The organism is Streptomyces sp. NPDC041940, from assembly GCF_055589465.1.
Genome location: NZ_JBVJBP010000010.1, coordinates 53,348 through 72,458 on the forward strand (window position 1 = coordinate 53,348; position 19,111 = coordinate 72,458).

At 71.1% G+C, this 19,111-nt stretch carries 16 protein-coding genes and 3 tRNA genes; 8 read left to right on the forward strand and 11 right to left on the reverse strand.

The features are described 5' to 3' along the window. Positions 1–13 precede the first annotated feature (13 nt). The 7 genes from purM to purS form a co-directional block, all read right to left on the reverse strand. The gene (gene purM, locus ACZ6I3_RS18620; RefSeq protein ID WP_469415770.1) at positions 14–1,108 is read right to left on the reverse strand and encodes a phosphoribosylformylglycinamidine cyclo-ligase; all 1,095 of its coding nucleotides are present in this window, start codon (positions 1,106–1,108) and stop codon (positions 14–16) included. Between the two features lie 45 nt (positions 1,109–1,153). Further along, a complete protein-coding gene (gene purF / locus ACZ6I3_RS18625; protein ID WP_469415772.1) occupies positions 1,154–2,683 on the reverse strand; it encodes an amidophosphoribosyltransferase in 1,530 nt (509 codons plus the stop codon). A 63-nt stretch (positions 2,684–2,746) separates the two neighbouring features. Continuing rightward, positions 2,747–3,526: an META domain-containing protein gene (locus ACZ6I3_RS18630; protein ID WP_469415773.1), complete on the reverse strand. Its 780-nt coding sequence runs from the start codon at positions 3,524–3,526 to the stop codon at positions 2,747–2,749. A gap of 37 nt (positions 3,527–3,563) precedes the next feature. Then, positions 3,564–4,361, reverse strand: a complete 798-nt coding sequence (locus tag ACZ6I3_RS18635; protein ID WP_469415774.1) for a maleylpyruvate isomerase family mycothiol-dependent enzyme — start codon at positions 4,359–4,361, stop codon at positions 3,564–3,566. A gap of 374 nt (positions 4,362–4,735) precedes the next feature. After that, entirely contained in the window at positions 4,736–6,994 is a 2,259-nt protein-coding gene (purL, locus tag ACZ6I3_RS18640; RefSeq protein WP_469415775.1) for a phosphoribosylformylglycinamidine synthase subunit PurL, read from the reverse strand. Beyond that, entirely contained in the window at positions 6,991–7,671 is a 681-nt protein-coding gene (purQ, locus tag ACZ6I3_RS18645) for a phosphoribosylformylglycinamidine synthase subunit PurQ (RefSeq protein WP_184593580.1), read from the reverse strand. The genes purL and purQ overlap by 4 nt, the downstream gene beginning before the upstream one ends. After that, on the reverse strand, positions 7,668–7,931 hold the full coding sequence (purS, locus tag ACZ6I3_RS18650; RefSeq protein ID WP_010045045.1) for a phosphoribosylformylglycinamidine synthase subunit PurS: 264 nt from the start codon (positions 7,929–7,931) through the stop codon (positions 7,668–7,670). The genes purQ and purS overlap by 4 nt, the downstream gene beginning before the upstream one ends. Positions 7,932–8,207: 276 nt before the next feature. Here purS and ACZ6I3_RS18655 point away from each other — a divergent pair, with 276 nt between their 5' ends. The 8 genes from ACZ6I3_RS18655 (at position 8,208) to ACZ6I3_RS18690 (ending at position 12,828) form a co-directional block, all read left to right on the forward strand. Beyond that, the gene (locus ACZ6I3_RS18655) at positions 8,208–8,525 is read left to right on the forward strand and encodes a histone-like nucleoid-structuring protein Lsr2 (RefSeq protein WP_469415777.1); all 318 of its coding nucleotides are present in this window, start codon (positions 8,208–8,210) and stop codon (positions 8,523–8,525) included. A 133-nt stretch (positions 8,526–8,658) separates the two neighbouring features. After that, positions 8,659–8,730 (forward strand) — tRNA-Gly (locus ACZ6I3_RS18660). A gap of 81 nt (positions 8,731–8,811) precedes the next feature. After that, a tRNA-Gly gene (locus ACZ6I3_RS18665) sits at positions 8,812–8,884 on the forward strand. Positions 8,885–9,014: 130 nt separating this feature from the next. Beyond that, positions 9,015–9,986 carry an ABC transporter ATP-binding protein gene (locus ACZ6I3_RS18670; protein WP_469415779.1) on the forward strand — a complete coding sequence of 324 codons (972 nt, stop codon included), beginning with the start codon at positions 9,015–9,017 and terminating at the stop codon, positions 9,984–9,986. Then, positions 9,983–10,798, forward strand: coding sequence for an ABC transporter permease (locus tag ACZ6I3_RS18675; RefSeq protein ID WP_469415780.1), 816 nt, complete (start codon positions 9,983–9,985; stop codon positions 10,796–10,798). Before ACZ6I3_RS18670 ends, ACZ6I3_RS18675 begins: the two co-directional genes overlap by 4 nt. Before the next feature lie 22 nt (positions 10,799–10,820). Beyond that, on the forward strand, positions 10,821–12,113 hold the full coding sequence (locus ACZ6I3_RS18680; RefSeq protein WP_469415781.1) for a sensor histidine kinase: 1,293 nt from the start codon (positions 10,821–10,823) through the stop codon (positions 12,111–12,113). Then, a complete protein-coding gene (locus ACZ6I3_RS18685) occupies positions 12,110–12,730 on the forward strand; it encodes a response regulator (protein ID WP_469415783.1) in 621 nt (206 codons plus the stop codon). Before ACZ6I3_RS18680 ends, ACZ6I3_RS18685 begins: the two co-directional genes overlap by 4 nt. Positions 12,731–12,752: 22 nt before the next feature. Next, a tRNA-Gly gene (locus tag ACZ6I3_RS18690) sits at positions 12,753–12,828 on the forward strand. Between the two features lie 41 nt (positions 12,829–12,869). On the opposite strand, the gene ACZ6I3_RS18695 is transcribed toward ACZ6I3_RS18690, so the two are convergent. The 4 genes from ACZ6I3_RS18695 to purD form a co-directional block, all read right to left on the reverse strand. Then, complete coding sequence (locus ACZ6I3_RS18695) at positions 12,870–13,769, reverse strand: phosphoribosylaminoimidazolesuccinocarboxamide synthase (RefSeq protein ID WP_469415785.1); 900 nt, start codon at positions 13,767–13,769, stop codon at positions 12,870–12,872. 68 nt (positions 13,770–13,837) lie between these two features. Beyond that, positions 13,838–15,313: a N,N-dimethylformamidase beta subunit family domain-containing protein gene (locus ACZ6I3_RS18700; protein WP_469415786.1), complete on the reverse strand. Its 1,476-nt coding sequence runs from the start codon at positions 15,311–15,313 to the stop codon at positions 13,838–13,840. A 241-nt stretch (positions 15,314–15,554) separates the two neighbouring features. Next, positions 15,555–17,450, reverse strand: coding sequence for a hypothetical protein (locus ACZ6I3_RS18705; RefSeq protein WP_469416019.1), 1,896 nt, complete (start codon positions 17,448–17,450; stop codon positions 15,555–15,557). A gap of 296 nt (positions 17,451–17,746) precedes the next feature. Continuing rightward, positions 17,747–18,997, reverse strand: coding sequence for a phosphoribosylamine--glycine ligase (gene purD, locus ACZ6I3_RS18710; RefSeq protein ID WP_469415787.1), 1,251 nt, complete (start codon positions 18,995–18,997; stop codon positions 17,747–17,749). Positions 18,998–19,111: the final 114 nt, after the last annotated feature.

Consider the following 19,111-nt stretch of genomic DNA (forward strand, 5'->3'; position numbering starts at 1 on the left):
TGACCCCCGTGCCTCAGCTCGCGTAGTCACCGATCAGGGCGGCGCCGGTGGTGTGCTCGCCCCGGTCCGTGATCTCCCCTGCCACCCAGGCGTCCACGCCGCGGTCGGCCAGGGTCGTCAGGGCCACGTCCGTGGACTCCTGCGGCACGATCGCGATCATGCCCACGCCCATGTTCAGGGTCTTCTCCAGCTCCAGGCGCTCGACCTGACCCGTCCGGCCGACGAGGTCGAAGATCGGGGCCGGGGCCCAGGTGGAGCGGTCGACGATCGCGTGCAGGCCGTCCGGGATCACCCGGGCGAGGTTCGCCGCGAGTCCGCCGCCGGTGATGTGGCTGAAGGCGTGCACCTCGGTGGTGCGCATCAGGGCCAGGCAGTCCAGCGAGTAGATCTTCGTCGGCTCCAGCAGCTCCTCTCCGAGGGTGCGGCCGAGCTCGTCGATGTGGGTGTCCAGGGCGAGGCCCGCCTGGTTCAGCAGGACGTGGCGGACGAGGGAGTACCCGTTCGAGTGAAGACCGGAGGACGCCATGGCGATCACCGCGTCACCCGTACGGATACGATCCGCGCCGAGCAGCCGGTCGGCCTCCACGACACCCGTACCGGCGCCGGCGACGTCGAAGTCGTCCTCGCCCAGCAGGCCCGGGTGCTCGGCGGTCTCACCGCCGACCAGGGCGCAGCCGGCCAGCACACAGCCCTCGGCGATGCCCTTGACGATGGCGGCGACGCGCTCGGGGTGGACCTTGCCGACGCAGATGTAGTCGGTCATGAACAGCGGCTCGGCGCCGCAGACCACGATGTCGTCCATGACCATGGCGACCAGGTCGTGGCCGATGCTGTCGTAGACGCCCAGCTGGCGGGCGATGTCGACCTTGGTGCCGACGCCGTCCGTGGCGGAGGCCAGCAGGGGACGCTCGTAGTTCTTCAGGGCGGAGGCGTCGAAGAGGCCGGCGAAGCCGCCGAGGCCGCCGAGGACCTCGGGGCGCTGCGCCTTCTTCACCCACTCCTTCATGAGTTCTACGGCGCGGTCGCCCGCTTCGATGTCGACACCTGCTGTTTTGTAGGAAGCAGTGGCGGAGCTGGCGCCGCCCTCGGCGATGGGTGTCTCAGACATGGCTGATGAGAACCTTCGTGTCGTACGGCAGGTGTGACGAGCCGGCTACGGGCGGCGGATCGCGTCGGCGGCGGCCGTGGCGGCCGGGCCGGCGGCCAGCTCGGTCTCGAGGAGCTGCTTGCCGAGCAGCTCGGGGTCCGGCAGGTCCATCGGGTACTCGCCGTCGAAGCAGGCGCGGCACAGGTTCGGCTTGGCGATGGTGGTCGCCTCGATCATGCCGTCGATGGAGATGTACGCCAGGGAGTCGGCGCCCATCGAGGTGCCGATCTCGTCGACCGTCATGCCGTTGGCGATGAGCTCGGCGCGGGTGGCGAAGTCGATGCCGAAGAAGCAGGGCCACTTCACGGGCGGCGAGGAGATCCGGATGTGGACCTCGGCGGCGCCCGCCTCGCGGAGCATGCGGACCAGGGCCCGCTGGGTGTTGCCGCGCACGATCGAGTCGTCGACGACGACCAGGCGCTTGCCCTTGATGACTTCCTTGAGGGGATTCAGCTTCAGCCGGATGCCGAGTTGGCGGATGGTCTGTGAGGGCTGGATGAAGGTGCGGCCGACGTAGGCGTTCTTCACCAGGCCCGAGCCGAAGGGGATGCCGGACGCCTCCGCGTAGCCGATGGCGGCGGGGGTGCCGGATTCCGGGGTCGCTATGACGAGGTCGGCGTCGGCCGGGGCTTCCTTGGCGAGCTTGCGGCCCATCTCCACCCGGGAGAGGTAGACGTTCCGGCCGGCGATGTCCGTGTCCGGGCGGGCCAGATACACGTACTCGAAGACACAGCCCTTGGGCTTCGCTTCCGCGAATCGGGAGGAACGCAGGCCGTTCTCGTCGATGGCGACGAACTCGCCCGGCTCGATCTCGCGGACGTAGCTGGCGCCGCAGATGTCGAGGGCCGCGGACTCGGAGGCCACGACCCAGCCGCGCTCCAGGCGGCCGAGGACCAGCGGGCGGATGCCCTGCGGGTCGCGGCCCGCGTACAGCGTGTGCTCGTCCATGAAGACGAGGGAAAAGGCGCCCTTGACCTGCGGGAGGACGCGATGGGCCGCGTCCTCGATGGTCAGCGGCTTGCCGTCCTCGTCGACCTGGGCCGCGAGGAGCGCGGTGAGCAGGTCGGTGTCGTTGGTCGCCGCGACGCGCGGGGTGCGGCCGCCCTCCTGCTTGGGCAGGTCGGCGACCATCTCGGCGAGCTGGGCGGTGTTGACCAGGTTGCCGTTGTGGCCGAGCGCGATGGAGCCGTGCCCGGTGGCACGGAACGTCGGCTGGGCGTTCTCCCACACGGAGGCACCGGTGGTCGAGTAGCGGGCGTGTCCGACCGCGATGTGTCCCTGGAGCGAGCCGAGGGAGGTTTCGTCGAAGACCTGGGAGACCAGGCCCATGTCCTTGAAGACAAGGATCTGAGAGCCGTTGCTGACCGCGATTCCCGCGGATTCCTGGCCTCGATGCTGGAGGGCGTAGAGCCCGAAGTACGTGAGCTTGGCGACCTCTTCGCCCGGAGCCCAGACACCGAAGACGCCACAAGCGTCCTGGGGGCCCTTCTCACCGGGGAGCAGGTCGTGGTTGAGTCGTCCGTCACCACGTGGCACGCCACCGAGTGTAGGCGAGGTCGACCACTGGTCCGAATTGGGGATTCCGGACTTTTTGGTGGATCACTGTTCGGCGACGGCCCGCACACTCGTACCGTTTTCGCTGGTCAGCGTAAGAGTCTGGTGATCGACTCCGTACTTCAGCTTCCCGTCGAAAAGACGGAGCAGGGTCTTCTCGCCGGTCATGAGTGAGTCTTCGCACATCATTCGGGTCGTGGCCGGAGGGCCCAGGGTGATATGGCCGTCGCGCACGGTGGCCTTGGCGTTCACCTTGTTGCAGCCGAGGCTTCCGGAGACGGTGCCCTTCTTCTCGTCGAAGGTGAGGTGGGCGCGGCCGTCGGCTGCCTCCGGGGTCGTGACGGTCCACTTGGTGCCGCTCAGCTCGGCGTCCTTGGCCTTGGTGAGACGGACGGTGTCGCCCTTGTCGGTGGTGAGGGTGAGGCGGTCGCCGTCCACCTTCGCCTCGAACTCCTGGTCGGAGAGGGTGCGCGCGAGGGCCGTCTCGAAGGCCATGGGCTTGTTCTCGCAGGCCATCTCCGTGGCCCTGGTCTTGCTGAGCCGGACGCGGTCACCGTCGACGGTGGCGTCGGCGCCGAAGTTGTTGCAGCCGAGGCTGCCCTCGGCCCGGCCCTTGTCGATGGTCATGTGGGCGCCGGTGGGTGCCTTCTGGGTCTTTCCGTCCGCGGTGACGCTGTCCACGCTCCACCGCATGCCGGTCACCGCCGGCTTGTCGGCACCGACCGAACCGCTGCCGCTGTCCACCTTCTCGCTGCCGCAGGCCGCCATGAGCGGGACGAGCATGGCGGCGGCCGTCAGGGTCATGCGCTGCTTCTGCTTGTCCATGCCACTTCGACGGGGCAACCGGGGGGATCGGTTCCCCTCAGCTCATCACGGGCAGGTACGCGTCCAGGTCGGCCCGCTCGCCGCTCGCGCTGACGTGGGCGTCCTGGAGCGCCTGCTTCCAGGTCAGCCGCCCGGTCGCCAGCCGGATCCAGGTCAGCGGGTCCGTCTCGACGACGTTGGGCGGGGTGCCCCGGGTGTGTCTGGGGCCCTCCACGCACTGCACGACCGCATACGGCGGCACCCGCACCTCCGTCGAGCCGCCGGGCGCCTTCGCGGCGAGCGCGTCGGCGAGCAGCCGGGTGCAGGCGGCCAGGGCCTGGCGGTCGTAGGGGATGTCCAGGCCGGGGACGGCGGCGTTGAGGTCGTCGGTGTGGACGACGAGTTCGACGGTGCGCGTGACGACGTAGTCGGCCAGGGGCAGGGCGCCCGCGCTGGTGGGGAGCAGCCGGCCGGCGGGGTGTGCGTCGAGGTGCGTGGTGAAGCGGTGCTCGGCGTCGGCGAGGTGGGTGTCGAGGTCCGGGTGCTCCTCGGCGAGGCGGCGGGCGGTGTCGGCGATGGCGGGGGCGTCGTCGGCTATGGCGAACGGCCAGTCGAGCAGCCGGCCGTCCTGCCGTACGGGCTCGGGCTCCCCGAGCAGCCGGTCCACGGCGTCCAGAGCCATGGCGCAGTGCGCGGCCAGCTCGCGCACGGTCCAGTCGCCGAGGCGGGTGGGCAGGGCCAGTCGGTCGGGTCCGAGGGTGGCCACCGCCCGGCGTATGTTCCCGAACTGGGCGAGCACGGCGGCTCGGGTCTTGGCGGGGTCGTACGCGCGGGGGCGCTTCGTGGCCGGGGGCATGGGGGTCAGCCTAGGCGGGGGCTGTGACAGCCGGGGGTGCGTCGACGGTCTGACCGTTGGCGGGGCCAGGTGCGGGGGGGAGGGACGCCCCGTGCTCCGTCCGGGTCGGGGCCGTCCATCAGCTGGAGGTGGGGGTGCGGCTCGGAGTCCTCGATGCGTCGGGCGAGGGGCCAAAGCCAGCGAAAGGCGGGGCGGGAGCCCGGGCCGGGCTCGGCGAGGAAGTCGATGACGTACGTCGTGACGGTGACGACGTGAGCGAACGAACCGGCATGTCTGACGCCGGCCGCACCGCGCGACGAGCCCCTGCTTCCCCGGCAGACGCCTGTGCCCCGCCGAGCAGGACCTCGGCGGGGCACAGGCACGACTGCCTCGGGTCAGGCCAGCAGGGCCGGGATCGTCGCCTCGTGTGTCTCGCGCAGCTCGGCCAGGGAGAGCGCGAACTCGCCCTGGACGTCCACCGAGTCGCCGTCGACGACACCGATGCGGGTGACCGGGAGGCCCCGCGCCCCGCACATGTCGTTGAAGCGGAGCTCCTCGGAGCGCGGCACGGCCACGACCGCGCGGCCCGCCGACTCGGAGAAGAGGAACGTGAAGGCGTCCAGACCGTCCGGGACGATCAGGCGGGCGCCCTTGCCGCCCAGCAGCGCCGACTCGACGACCGCCAGGATCAGACCGCCGTCGGACAGGTCGTGCGCCGAGTCGATCATGCCGTCGCGGGAGGCGGCGATCAGGATCTCGGCCAGGAGCCGCTCGCGCTCCAGGTCGACCTTCGGGGGCAGACCGCCGAGGTGGTCGTGCACGACCTGGGACCAGGCCGAGCCGCCGAACTCCTCACGCGTGTCGCCGAGGAGGTAGAGCAGCTGCCCCTCCTCCTGGAAGGCGACCGGCGTGCGGCGGGCCACGTCGTCGATCACGCCGAGGACCGCGACCACGGGGGTCGGGTGGATGGCGGCCTCGCCCGTCTGGTTGTAGAGGGAGACGTTGCCGCCGGTCACCGGGGTGCCCAGCTGCTGGCAGGCGTCCGCCAGACCGCGCACGGCCTCCGCGAACTGCCACATCACCGCCGGGTCCTCGGGCGAGCCGAAGTTCAGGCAGTCGGAGACGGCGAGCGGCTTCGCGCCGGTGGTGGCGACGTTGCGGTACGCCTCCGCCAGGGCCAGCTGGGCGCCGTGGTACGGGTCGAGCTTGGCGTACCGGCCGTTGCCGTCCGTGGCGATCGCGACGCCGAGGCCCGACTCCTCGTCGATCCGGATCATGCCGGAGTCCTCGGGCTGGGCGAGGACCGTGTTGCCCTGCACGAAGTGGTCGTACTGCGAGGTGATCCAGGACTTGGAGGCCTGGTTCGGGGAGCCGACCAGCTTCAGGACCTGGTCCTTCAGCTCCTCCGAGGTCTCCGGCCGGGGCAGCTTGTTCGCGTCGTCCGCCTGGAGCGTGTCCTGCCAGGACGGGCGGGCGTACGGGCGCTCGTAGACCGGGCCCTCGTGCGCGACCGTGCGGGGGTCGACGTCGACGATCTTTCCGCCGTGCCAGTAGATCTCCAGGCGGTCGCCGTCGGTCACCTCACCGATGACGGTGGCGATGACGTCCCACTTCTCGCAGATCTCCAGGAAGCGGTCGACCTTCCCGGGCTCGACGACCGCGCACATGCGCTCCTGCGACTCGCTCATGAGGATTTCCTCGGGCGAGAGCGTGGAGTCGCGGAGCGGGACGTCGTCCAGCGTCACACGCATGCCGCCGGAGCCATTGGAGGCCAGCTCGGACGTGGCGCACGACAGGCCCGCCGCGCCCAGGTCCTGGATACCGACGACCAGCTTCTCGGCGAACGCCTCCAGGGTGCACTCGATGAGGAGCTTCTCCTGGAAGGGGTCGCCGACCTGGACGGCCGGGCGCTTCGACGGCTTGGCGTCGTCGAAGGTCTCGGAGGCCAGGATCGAGGCGCCGCCGATGCCGTCACCGCCGGTGCGGGCCCCGTAGAGGATGACCTTGTTGCCCGCGCCGGAGGCCTTCGCGAGGTGGATGTCCTCGTGTCGCATCACACCGATGGCACCGGCGTTGACCAGCGGGTTTCCCTGGTAGCAGGAGTCGAAGACGACCTCGCCGCCGATGTTGGGCAGACCCAGGCAGTTGCCGTAGCCGCCGATGCCGGCGACGACACCCGGCAGCACGCGCTTGGTGTCGGGGTGGTCGGCCGCGCCGAAGCGCAGCGGGTCGACGACGGCGACGGGCCGCGCACCCATGGCGATGATGTCGCGGACGATGCCGCCGACACCCGTGGCCGCGCCCTGGTAGGGCTCCACGTACGACGGGTGGTTGTGCGACTCGACCTTGAAGGTGACCGCGTAGCCCTGGCCGACGTCCACGACACCGGCGTTCTCGCCGATGCCGACGAGGAGGGCGTCCGACTGGGGCGCCTTCTCGCCGAACTGGCGCAGGTGCACCTTCGACGACTTGTACGAGCAGTGCTCGGACCACATGACGGAGTACATGGCGAGCTCGGCACCGGTGGGCCGGCGGCCGAGGATCTCCACGACCCGCTCGTACTCGTCCTTCTTCAGACCGAGTTCGGCCCAGGGCAGCTCGACGTCGGGGGTCTCGGCCGCGTGCTCGACCGTGTCCAGAGGCGTCCGGCTCATGCGTTGACCAGCTTCTTGAGGATCGAGGTGAAGAACGGCAGGCCGTCGGTACGACCGGTACCGATCAGCTGCTCGACGGCGTGCTCGGGGTGCGGCATGAGGCCGACCACGTTTCCGGCCGCGTTGCTGACGCCGGCGATGTCCCGCTGCGAGCCGTTGGGGTTGAAGTCCAGGTAGCGGAAGGCGACGCGGCCCTCGGCCTCCAGCTGGTCGAGCGTGTACGCGTCGGCCACGTACTGCCCGTCGTTGTTCTTCAGCGGGATGTGGATCTCCTGGCCGGCCGTGTAGTCGGTGGTCCAGGAGGTCTCGGCGTTCTCCACGCGCAGCTTCTGGTCACGGCAGATGAAGTGCAGGTGGTCGTTGCGCAGCATCGTGCCCGGCAGCAGATGGGCCTCGGTGAGGATCTGGAAGCCGTTGCAGATGCCCAGCACCGGCAGACCGGCCTTCGCCTGCTCCAGCAGGGGCTCCATCACCGGCGAGAAACGGGCGATGGCCCCGGCGCGCAGATAGTCGCCGTAGGAGAAACCACCGCACAACACCACGGCGTCGACCTGCTTGAGGTCCTTGTCCTTGTGCCACAGGGCGACCGGCTCGGCGCCCGCGACCCGGATCGCGCGCTGCGTGTCCCGGTCGTCCAGACTGCCGGGAAAAGTGACCACGCCAATACGAGCGGTCACTTCACGGCCTCCGCGACTTCCTCGACCCGGACGGTGAAGTCCTCGATCACGGTGTTCGCGAGGAAGGACTCCGCAAGATCGTGAATGCGGGCGAGGGCGGCCTCGTCGACCGGCCCGTCAACTTCCAGTTCGAAACGCTTTCCCTGGCGGACGTCCGAGATCCCCTCGAAACCCAGCCGCGGCAGTGCGCGCTGCACCGCCTGGCCCTGGGGGTCGAGGATCTCCGGCTTGAGCATGACGTCGACTACGACGCGTGCCACGTGCACTCCCGGTGGTGTGGTGCTGAGCAGGTTCCTGCAGTGGTTTCAGACTACCTGCACAAAATTTCTACGCGCGTCGACTTGTAGGAAGCTACGTGACGGTCATCACGATCCGGCATCGTCGGGGCCCCACACGAAAATTTCCGGGAAAGATTCCGGTCGTCACCCGAAACCTATTGCGTTCGGACACGCGGAAGGATTTAGTCGGGCTTCACAATGCATTGCACGGCACTGTACAAATGAATTGGCAAGTGCCGCAGGAAGGGACCGATATTCGTGGCGCAGAAGGTCGTGGTCACTCTCTTTGACGACATCGACGGCTCGGAAGCGGCGGAAACGATCGCTTTCGGACTGGACGGCAAGTCGTACGAGATCGACCTGAACGAAGGCAATGCCGACGAACTGCGGAAGGCGCTCGCGCCTTACGTGGAAGCCGGCCGCAAGCGGTCCCGCTCGGGCAAGGCGTACCGGCAGACGGAGGTCGCCCCCGACCCCTCGGCCGTGCGGGCCTGGGCCCAGTCCAACAAGATGGAGGTCCCCGCGCGCGGGCGCATCCCCAAGAAGGTCTACGAGGCGTTCACCGCCGCGCAGTGACGGCCCGGTGAGCGCCGCCCGACGGCCGGCATCCGCCCCTCGCGCCAACCGACTTGCGCAGCACCCGGGCTGATCAGTTAGAGTCTGGAGCACGCCGAGGGGCGAGGCCGAAAGGCCCAGCTCACGGAAACATGCGGGTGTAGTTCAGTAGTAGAACATCCCCCTTCCAGGGGGAAGGCGCAGTGTGCGATTCCTGTCACCCGCTCTGCATCGTCGTACCGACCACTCCTGTGGATCAGGTAGGCTGGTGCCCGCACCGATCGGTGAGAGCCGGTCGGGGGCAATTGCGGACGTAGCTCAGCTGGTAGAGCGCAACCTTGCCAAGGTTGAGGTCGCGAGTTCGAACCTCGTCGTCCGCTCGGGAATGAGACCCCGGTCCATCAGGACCGGGGTCTTTTCGTGCGCATCGCGGGCCCGTCTGACATTTGTCATGCCGAGTGATGACAGCGCGCACTGCTGCCGGGCCCGCCGGGGCGGAACGCTGAAGGCATGGAAAACAACGGACACGAACACGTGATTGAGGTCACTGACCTGCGGCGTGTGTACGGGGGCGGGTTCGAGGCGGTACGCGGAATCAGCTTTTCCGTACGACGCGGGGAGATCTTCGCGCTGCTGGGCACCAACGGCGCGGGCAAGACGTCGACCGTCGAACTGCTGGAGGGACTCGCGGCGCCGGCGGACGGCCGCGTGCGGGTCCTCGGGCACGATCCGTACACCGACCGGGCCCTCGTCCGGCCCCGCACCGGCGTGATGCTCCAGGAAGGCGGCTTCCCGTCCGAGCTGACCGTCGCGGAGACCGCGCGGATGTGGGCGGGGTGCGTGAGCGGGGCCCGCCCGCCTGCGGAGGTCCTCGCGCTGGTCGGACTGGAGTCGAAGACCGGCGTCCGGGTCAAGCAGTTGTCCGGCGGGCAGCGGCGCCGCCTGGATCTGGCGCTCGCCCTGCTCGGCCACCCCGAGGTGCTCTTCCTGGACGAGCCGACCACCGGACTGGACGTCGAAGGCCGCCGGGAGACGTGGGAGTTGGTGAGCGCACTGCGCGACGGCGGCACGACGGTGCTGCTGACCACGCACTACCTGGAAGAGGCCGAGAACCTCGCCGACCGGCTGGCGATCATGCATGAGGGCCGCGTCGCCATCACCGGGACCCCGGCCGAGGTGACCGCTTCGGAGCCGTCCCGCATCTCCTTCGAGCTGCCCGACGGCTACTTCGTGGGCGATCTGCCGCCGCTCGGGGAGCTGGGCGTCACCGGGCACGAGACCGACGGCCGGATCGTCCGGCTCCGCACCCATGAACTGCAGCGCGCGGCCACCGGGCTGCTGCTGTGGGCCGAGCGGGCCCGGGTGGAACTGCGCCGCCTGGACGTGCGGTCGGCCTCCCTGGAGGAGGCGTTCCTCGGGATCGCAAAGGACGCCTCCGCGAGGCGGGCCCCGGCAACGACGACCAAGGAGTACGCGGCATGAGCGCCACCCGCACGACACCCCGCCCGGCGCTCGACCCCGAGACCGCGGCCACCACGCCGATGAGCCGCATGACGGCGCTCGCCCGCGCCGAGCTGACCCTGCTCGGGCGGAACAGGGGCGCGCTCGTCGCCGCGCTGTTCGTGCCGCTGGTGATGCCGGTCAGCGTGCGGTCGGCGGCCCAGGAGATGGACCTCGCGGGGGCGGGGCTGAACGCCGGCACCCTGGTGCTGCCCGCCGCGGTCGGCTTCTCCCTGCTGTTCGCCGTCTACTCGGTGCTCGTCGGCGTCTTCGTCGTCCGGCGTGAGGAACTCGTCCTCAAGCGACTGCGCACCGGTGAGCTGCGGGACACCGAGATCCTGGCCGGCTCCGCCATGCCCGCCGCCGTCACCGCGCTCGCGCAGTGCCTGCTGCTCGCGGCGGGCTGCACCGTGCTGCTGGACATGTCCGCGCCGTCCGCGCCCCATCTGGCCGTCGTGGGCCTGCTGTTGGGGATCGTGCTGTGCGCCGCCCTCGCCGCGGTCACCGCCGGTTTCACCCGGACCGGCGAGAGCGCCCAGGTCACGCCCATGCCGCTGCTGGTCGTCTCGATGATGGGCTCGGGCATGTTCTTCCCGCTGGAACTGCTGCCGGACCGGCTGGCCTCCCTGTGCGAGCTGCTGCCGCTGACGCCCGTCGTCACCCTGGTGCGCGGCGGCTGGACCGGCGACCTGTCGGCGTACGAGGCGCTGGGCGACGTGGCGACGGCGGTGGCCTGGATCCTCGTGTCGGTGTTTGCTGTACGGCGGTGGTTCCGCTGGGAACCGCGGCGCTGACCGGAGGGGGAGGGACGGGCTGATGCGCGGGCCGGGCAGGTGGTGGCGGCGGAAGACCACGCCGGAGAAGGTCGAGACGTACACGCGGTGGTCCTTCCAGTCCTTCGCGGTGACGGAGTTCGTCATGGTGGGGCTCCTGGCCCTCCCGATGGGAGCGTGGCTCGGGGCCGGGATGCTGCTCATGGCCGGTGCGCATGCCGCGGTCTGCTGCGTCACCGTGGCGCGGGCGCTGGACTGGACGCGCGGCAGGCGGCCGCAGCCCGTCCGGCTGCTGTGGACGCTGGCCGCCGTGACCGCCGCGGTCTGCGCCGTCGTGATCGGCATCGCCGACCACGGGCCGGGCGGCGAGAGCGTGGACACCGCCGCGGGCGGGGCCCTCGGCGTCGTCGGCATCATCGGTGTCGGCACCATCGCCCTCGGCGTCCGCGAGCGGCGGCAGGTGTTCGCGATCGTCGTGGGCTTCGCGACGGTCTCCTCGCTCGTCGCCCTCACCCGGGGCACCTCGCTGGGCGAATCGCTCTTCACGGCGGTGATCGCGCTGTTCGCCGGCGGGATCCTCGCCTTCACCGCCGTCGTCTCCGTGTGGCTGCTCAACATCGTCTACGAACTCGACGAGGCCCGCGAGACCCGCGCCCGGCTCGCCGTCGCCGAGGAGCGGCTCAGGTTCGGGCGTGATCTGCACGACGTCATGGGGCGCAACCTCGCGGTGATCGCGCTCAAGAGCGAACTGGCCGTGCAGCTGGCCCAGCGGGGGCGGCCGGAGGCGGTGGCTCAGATGGTCGAGGTGCAGCGGCTCGCGCACGAGTCGCAGCGGGAGGTGCGGGCGGTCGTCCGTGGCTACCGGGAGGCCGACCTCGGGTCGGAACTCGCCGGGGCGCAGGGGGTGCTGGCCGCGGCCGGAATCGACTGCGCGGTCACCGGACCGGTCCCGGTGGGGCTGCCGTCCGGGGCGCAGTCCGCACTGGGGTGGGTCGTACGGGAGGCGGCGACGAATGTCTTGCGGCACGGGGACGCGCGGCGGTGTGCGGTGCGGCTGCGGGAGGCGGAGGGGTGGATGGTGCTGTCCGTGGAGAACGACGGGGTCGCCGAGGCCGGCAACAGGGATTCCGGATCATCGGGATCGTCCGGTTCCGGGCTCGCCGGATTGCGGGAGCGGCTGGCGGAGATCGGCGGGACGCTGGAGGCCGGGCCCGTGGGGAAGGGATTGTTCCGGCTGACGGCGGAGATTCCGCTGACGCCGGTGCCCGGCCGCGCGTCCGCACCCACCGTGAGCTCGGTGAACTCGGTGAACTCGGTGAGTGAGGTCATGCCATGACGGCCGTGGAGCCCGTGCGGCTGCTGCTCGCCGACGACGAGCACCTCATCCGCGGGGCGCTCGCCGCGCTGCTGTCGTTGGAGGACGACATCATGGTCGTCGCCGAGGCGGCCACCGGGCCGGAGGCGCTGGCGATGGCCCGGGCGCATGAGCCCGACGTCGCGGTGCTGGATCTCCAGATGCCCGGCGCCGACGGTGTGAAGGTCGCCACATCGCTGCGCTCCGAACTGCCCGGCTGCAGGGTGCTCATCGTCACCAGCCACGGGCGGCCCGGGCATCTGAAGCGGGCGCTGGAGGCCGGGGTGCGGGGGTTCGTGCCGAAGACCGTGAGCGCGCAGCGGCTCGCGGAACTCATTCGTACCGTGCACGCCGGCAACCGTTACGTCGACCCGGAGTTGGCCGCCGACGCGATCGCCGCCGGGGACTCGCCGCTGACCGCGCGGGAGGCGGAGGTGCTGGAACTCGCCGCCGACGGGGCGCCCGTGGCGGAGATCGCCGAGCGGGCCGCGCTGTCGCAGGGGACCGTACGGAACTACCTGTCGTCGGCGGTGTCGAAGCTCGGGGCGGAGAACCGGCATGCGGCGGTGCGTCTCGCACGGGAGCGAGGTTGGGTATAGTGGTTCCCGCGCCACGGCGCATGCGAACGTAGCTCAGTTGGTAGAGCGCAACCTTGCCAAGGTTGAGGTCGCGAGTTCGAACCTCGTCGTTCGCTCCAGCGAGAAGCCCCCCGGTTCCGGCCGGGGGGCTTCTGTGTGTTCAGGACCAGGTCAGGCCCGTCAGGCGCTCGTACGCCTCCACGTACTTGGCGCGGGTGGCGTCGACGACCTGCTGCGGCAGCGCCGGCGGGGGCTGCTCGCTCTTGCGGTCCCAGCCGGACTCCGCCGAGGTCAGCCAGTCGCGGACGAACTGCTTGTCGTACGACGGCTGCGCGCGGCCCGGCTGCCACTGGTCGGCCGGCCAGAAACGGGAGGAGTCCGCGGTGAGGACCTCGTCCGCGAGGACCAGGTCGTCGCCGTCGAAGCCGAACTCGAACTTCGTGTCCGCGAGGATGATGCCCCGCTCCCGGGCGATGTCCCGGCCCCGGGCGTAGACGGCGAGGGTCGCCTGGCGCAGTCGGGCCGCGGTTTCCGCGCCGACCTGGCGGGCGACCTCCTCGTAGGAGACGTTCTCGTCGTGCTCGCCGACGGCGGCCTTGGTGGCCGGGGTGAAGATCGGCGCGGGCAGTTCGCTGCCGTCGACCAAGCCCTCGGGGAGGGCGAGGCCGCAGACCGTGCGGGACTCCTTGTACTCGACCAGGCCCGAGCCGGTGAGGTAACCGCGGGCCACGCACTCCACGGGAACCATCTGCAGCGACTTGCAGACCAGCGTGCGGCCCGCCCAGTCGGCGGGGGCGCCGGCGGGCAGTTCGGTGCTCAGGACGTGGTTCGGGACCAGGTCGGCGAGCTGGTCGAACCACCACAGGGAGAGCTGGGTGAGGACCCGGCCCTTGTCGGGGATCTCGGTCGGCAGCACCCAGTCGTAGGCGGAGATGCGGTCGCTGGCGACCATCACGAGGTCGCCCGCCTCGTTCTGGTACAGCTCGCGCACCTTGCCGGTGTGCAGATGTACCAGACCCGGGACCTGGAGCGGCTCGGGCTTTTCTACGAATCCGGACACGGTGCCTCCCCGTGGTTCTGTCCTATGGCTTGATTCTCCCGTATTCACGGGCGATCACGGACAGTGGGTCAGTCGCGTTTGCAGATGCGGTCCAGAAGATTCGCGGTGGCGCGCTGGACGCGGGGGTCGACGTGGTCCGGGCGGTCCAGGGCCGGGGTCCAGGCGAACGTTCCGGATGCGAAGACCCAGGCGCCGGAGGGGGCGCGGTAGAGGGACGTCTCCTGGTGGCGCCGAGCGCCGTCCTTGTCGGTGTACGGGGAGTGCGCGAGCAGGATGCGCTCCTCGTGCTCGGGCAGCGGGGTGCGCGGGAAGTAGCGGTCGGCCTCGCCCGCCACCAGGTCGGCGATCTCGTCGCCCTCGTGCGCGCCGGACGCCTCCCACAGCCAGTGATCGGCGTTGCGCACGATCAAGGGCTGCGGCTCGGGGACGTGCCCCGCGTACTGGATGCCGATGAGCTGCTGCTCCGCCCGGTCGATCTCCCGCCACAGCACCGGCTTGCCCGGGCCCCTGCGTTTGCGGCAGGTCAGCAGGCGGTCGGGGACGCCGGACGGGGAGGGGCCCAGTTCCACCTGCCAGTACATGGAGTTGGCGGAGAGGAAGACGAGCGAGGTGCCGGCGTCGCGGGCGAGCTCCACACTGCCGCGCATGGCGGCCGACCAGTACTCGTCGTGGCCCGGGAAGACCAGGCCGCGGTAGTGGGTGGGGTCGACGCGGCCCGCGTGCAGGTCGCTCGCCGTGGCGTAGGCGATGTCGTAGCCGTAGCGCTCGGCCCAGCGGATGAAGTCGTAGGCGTGGCCGACGTGCAGGGGGAGGCCCGCGCCCGCGTACGGACGGTCGAAGGAGACCGTCGTGGCGGCCTCCGACTCGCCCAGCAGCCGGCCCTCCTCGTCCCAGGCGTGGTAGAGGCTGGCGCCGGTACGGCCGTCCTCCGGGTAGAGGTTGTACGCCTGCCAGGTGATGTCGGGCAGGACGAGGAGCAGGTCGGCGGGCTGGTCGTGGCGGACCGTGAACGGGACGTGGGAGCGGTAGCCGCCGGCGGTGGTGAGGACGGCGACGTAAGCGCCGATGTTCCAGTACGACGGGACCTGGAGCCGCCAGGACAGCCACCAGTGGTGGCACGAGACCGTACGGTCCGCGGTGAGCGGCGCGGGCTGCACGATGCCGGACAGCCGCGGGCTGGTCGTGATCTTGGCGGCGCCGTCACCGCCGTAGTGGCCGATGCGGTAGATGTCGACGCCGAACTCCTGGGGCGGGTCGACGGTGATGTGGAAGTCGATGGCGTCGCCGGGCGCGACCGCGCCGGTGGAGGTGAAGCCCTTGATCTGGCGGTGGACGTCGTCGGCCGCGCGGGGGCCGTTGGAGCGGGTGGACTTCCTCGGGGCGTGGGGTGCGTCCTGGTCCACGTACCAGGGGACGACCTGGCCGGTGTCGTCGAAGTACGTCACGGTGCCGCGCAGCCAGGGAACGGGGCCCTGTCCGAAGGGGTCCGTCACGGCGTGCGCCAGCGCTCCCGACTCCCAGCGGCGGATCTGCTCCGAAGCCATGGCTGCTTCCCCTCCCCATCGCCCCCGTGGTGGTGCGTCCTGGTGTGATGCGTGTGATGCGTGTGGTCTGTGCGGTGAGTGCGGTGAGTTCGTCCCCGTGTGATGTCGTCGCGCTTATGTGCTTGTCGTATGTCGTCAGCCCTTGCCATGTGCGCGAACGGTCCAAGCACATCACATAACGCGCGCACTTCGTCACTGTTCGTTTCGAATTGGCCAGAAGTGGAAGCGGGTGCTCCGGCGGTCAGACGAGCCGGACCGGCTTCTCCGGACGTATCCCCAGCTCGGCCAGCCAGGCGCGCAAGGGGGTGGGGTCGCCCTCCTCGATCAGGGTGAGGATCTTGGGCGCGAGATCGGCGGTGCGCTCGCCGTTGTGGAGGAGCGTGGGGCCGTCCAGCCAGTCCAGGCCGGGCGTCGCGCCGGCGGTGTCCATCGCGGCACAGCAGATCATCGCCGTGAGGTGGTCGGCGAGCAGTTCACGGGCCGTGCGCGGGGGCTGGAGGGGGAAGAGGGGGAGGGCTCGGTCGTCCCAGAGGGCGAGGGGGTCCGGGGTGGCCGGGGAGCCGGGGGCCGGTGAGGCGGCGGTCGACGGGCGGGGCGCCGCGGCGGCCTCTTCGCGGGCCAGTTCGGCGCTGAGGCGGGCGGCGAGGTTCGCGCTGCGGGGGGTGGCGCCGGAGAGGTCTTCTTCGTCGTCGTCGGGCGGAGGGGGTGGTTCCGGGCTTCTGGCGGGGAAGGGCGCTTCGCCGGACGGGTCGGTGCTTCTGTGGGTGGGAGACGCGTCGCCGGACGGGTCCGTGCCCGTGTGGGTGAGCGACGCGTCGCCGAGCGGGCCCGTGCTTCTGTACGGCAGGGCTGCCTCGCCGGTCGGGTCCGTGAGGTGGTCCAGGACGCGGGACAGGGTCGGGCTGCCGGTGGCGGGGGCCGCGGGGCCGGTGGCGGGGCGGACGCCCATCGCGTCCAGGACGCGGTGGAGCCGGGCCGCGTCGATGCGCCACTTGCGGTCCACGACCTCCTCCGGATACTCGCTCCAGTCCACCGGCGACCAGTCGGGCCCGGGTTCGGCGGGGCCACCGTGGAAGAGGCGGGCGGCGAGGAGGGAGGCGGACTCGTCGACCGCGCCCGGCTCCTCGAGAAGATCGCAGGCGGGCCGCTCCCCGAGACGGGACGCGAAGCCCTCGGCCAGGCGGTCGCGCCGGGACAGCTCCGTGAGCGCCGCCACCACGCCGGCGTCCAGCCGGGACGGCCAGCGGCCCATCCGCCAGGCGGGCAGGGCGACGCGGGTCAGCAGCCGGTCCCAGCCCGCGTACGCCAGGCCCACCTGCTCCTGGGCGACGATCCGCAGCCCGTAATCCACAGCCTGTGCACGCTCCGCCGCCGCGGCCGCCACGCCCCGCTCCAGCTCGGCGGCATGGAGGCGGCAGCTGCGCAGCAGCAGCCGGGCCACCCAGCCGACGCCGGCCAGTACGGCTCGCGACACCGGGTCGCGGCGGGGCGCCGAGGTCACCGCCACCGCGGCGTCGAGGCCCCGGACGAAACGCCGGGCCGCGGCTATGTCCGGGTGGGCGGAGGGGCCCGTACCGGCGACGACCGGGGCGAGGACCGCGCGCAGCTCGCCGACCCGCATCCACCACAGGAAGGGAGAGCCGATGACCAGGACCGGCGCGACGGGGTGACGGCGGTGCGCGTGCTTCCCCGCACCCGCTATGTCGTCGTGCTCCTCGGCCGGAGGCGGTCCGTGGGCCGGGTGCGTGCGGTCCTCCAGCCAGCTGTCGCAGTCCGGCGTGAGCGCTATCGCGGAGGGGGCGGGGACCTCGAGGCGGTCGGCCAGGTCGCGCACCATCCGGTACAGGTCGGGAGCCGCCTCCTCGGCGACCGGGACGGTCGGGCTCATGGCCGGACGGGCCCGGGCGACGACCAGGGCGATCCCGGCGGCCGCGAGCAGCACGAGGACGGCGACCGGTGTCACGGCCCAGCGGGCGGCGTCCCAGCCGGGACCGACGAGACGGCCGGAGAGAGCCCCCGCGAGCAGGATCACGGCGACGGCCGCGGGCAGCAGGGCGACGGCCAGCGCACGGCTGCGGATGCGCAGCACGGCGAGTGCCCGTGCCCGCGCGACCTGCGCGCCTGCCTCCACACCCATTCCGGTCACGACCGACCTCACCCCCTCCCCGTTGACCTGACGCTTTCCTTGCTCACTCCCCCACTGTGGCACCCGCCACTGACATCGCAATGCCGGTGGGCCAAGTGCCGGAACGCTTGCGCCGCACCCTAGTTGGGGCTCAGCGCCCCGTCAGCCGGATAGGGCATCGGTCACTCGATGGAATGGCTCAGGGGAGAGGTGGATGACGGAAAGCAAGGGTCAGGCCCTTACCTACCGAAAACTTCAGGCCCCGGATCCTGAGACGGATTCGGGGCCTGTGGGGTTCATCGGCGGTGTTACGCGTCTGCCGCCTTCGCGGCGATGTCCGTGCGGTGCTGGGAGCCGTCGAGGCGGACCCGGCCGACGGCCTTGTAGGCGCGGTCGCGGGCCTCGGCGAGGTCCTTGCCGGTGGCCGTGACGGACAGGACGCGGCCGCCCGCGCTGACGATCGCGTCCCCGTCGCTCTTGGTGCCGGCGTGCAGGACGTACGCGTGCGGAGCGTCCTGGGCGGCGACCTCGTCGAGGCCGGTGATCGGGTCGCCGGTGCGCGGGGTGCCCGGGTAGTTGTGCGAGGCGACGACCACGGTCACGGCCGCGTCGTCGCTCCAGCGCAGCGGCTCCAGGTGGGCGAGGTTGCCGGTGGCGGCGGCCATCAGGAGGCCGGCCAGCGGCGTCTTCAGACGAGCCAGGACGACCTGGGTCTCCGGGTCTCCGAAGCGGGCGTTGAACTCGATCACGCGGACACCGCGGGAGGTGATCGCGAGACCGGCGTAGAGCAGACCGGAGAACGGCGTGCCGCGGCGCTTCATCTCGTCCACGGTCGGCTGCAGGACCGTCTGCAGCACCTCGTCGACCAGCTTCGGGTCGGCCCACGGCAGCGGGGAGTACGCCCCCATGCCGCCCGTGTTCGGCCCCTCGTCGCCGTCCAGCGCGCGCTTGAAGTCCTGGGCGGGCTGCAGCGGCACGACCGTCTCGCCGTCGGTGACGGCGAACAGGGAGACCTCGGGGCCGTCGAGGAACTCCTCGATGACCACGCGCTCGCAGGCCGCGGCGTGGACCCGGGCGGCTTCGAGGTCGTCGGTGACGACGACGCCCTTGCCGGCGGCGAGCCCGTCGTCCTTGACGACGTACGGAGCACCGAAGGCGTCGAGGGCGGTGTCGACCTCGTCCGCCGTGGTGCAGACGTACGAGCGTGCCGTGGGCACCTCGGCCGCCGCCATGACGTCCTTCGCGAAGGCCTTGGAGCCCTCGAGCTGCGCGGCCGGGCCGGACGGGCCGAAGACCGGGATACCCGCCTCGCGCACGGCGTCGGCGACACCGGCGACCAGCGGCGCCTCCGGCCCGACGACCACGAGTTCCGCGCCGAGCCGGGTGGCCAGCGCGGTCACGGCGGCGCCGTCCAGGGCGTCGACCTGGTGCAGCTCGGCGACCTCGGCGATGCCGGCGTTGCCGGGAGCGCAGTGCAGCGCGGTGACGTCGGGGTCGAGGGACAGGGAGTGGCACAGGGCGTGTTCGCGGGCGCCGGTGCCGATGACGAGGACCTTCACGGGGGTCAGCCTAACGGGAAGCGCCGGGTTTCCTTTGTGCGGGCTTCCGAAGGGGGTGGGGGTGTTGGGTTGGAGGTTCCTCCGAAGAGGGGTTGCTGACCGGGCGGCTGGGGC

Coding starts and splice junctions, on each gene's coding strand:
- purL (WP_469415775.1), bottom strand. CDS start 6,994: ATGAGCCGGACGCCTCTGGACACGGTCGAGCACGCGGCCGAGACCCCC.
- ACZ6I3_RS18635 (WP_469415774.1), bottom strand. CDS start 4,361: ATGCCCCCGGCCACGAAGCGCCCCCGCGCGTACGACCCCGCCAAGACC.
- ACZ6I3_RS18670 (WP_469415779.1), top strand. CDS start 9,015: ATGGAAAACAACGGACACGAACACGTGATTGAGGTCACTGACCTGCGG.
- purM (WP_469415770.1), bottom strand. CDS start 1,108: ATGTCTGAGACACCCATCGCCGAGGGCGGCGCCAGCTCCGCCACTGCT.
- ACZ6I3_RS18685 (WP_469415783.1), top strand. CDS start 12,110: ATGACGGCCGTGGAGCCCGTGCGGCTGCTGCTCGCCGACGACGAGCAC.
- ACZ6I3_RS18700 (WP_469415786.1), bottom strand. CDS start 15,313: ATGGCTTCGGAGCAGATCCGCCGCTGGGAGTCGGGAGCGCTGGCGCAC.
- ACZ6I3_RS18675 (WP_469415780.1), top strand. CDS start 9,983: ATGAGCGCCACCCGCACGACACCCCGCCCGGCGCTCGACCCCGAGACC.
- ACZ6I3_RS18680 (WP_469415781.1), top strand. CDS start 10,821: ATGCGCGGGCCGGGCAGGTGGTGGCGGCGGAAGACCACGCCGGAGAAG.
- ACZ6I3_RS18630 (WP_469415773.1), bottom strand. CDS start 3,526: ATGGACAAGCAGAAGCAGCGCATGACCCTGACGGCCGCCGCCATGCTC.
- ACZ6I3_RS18705 (WP_469416019.1), bottom strand. CDS start 17,450: ATGGGTGTGGAGGCAGGCGCGCAGGTCGCGCGGGCACGGGCACTCGCC.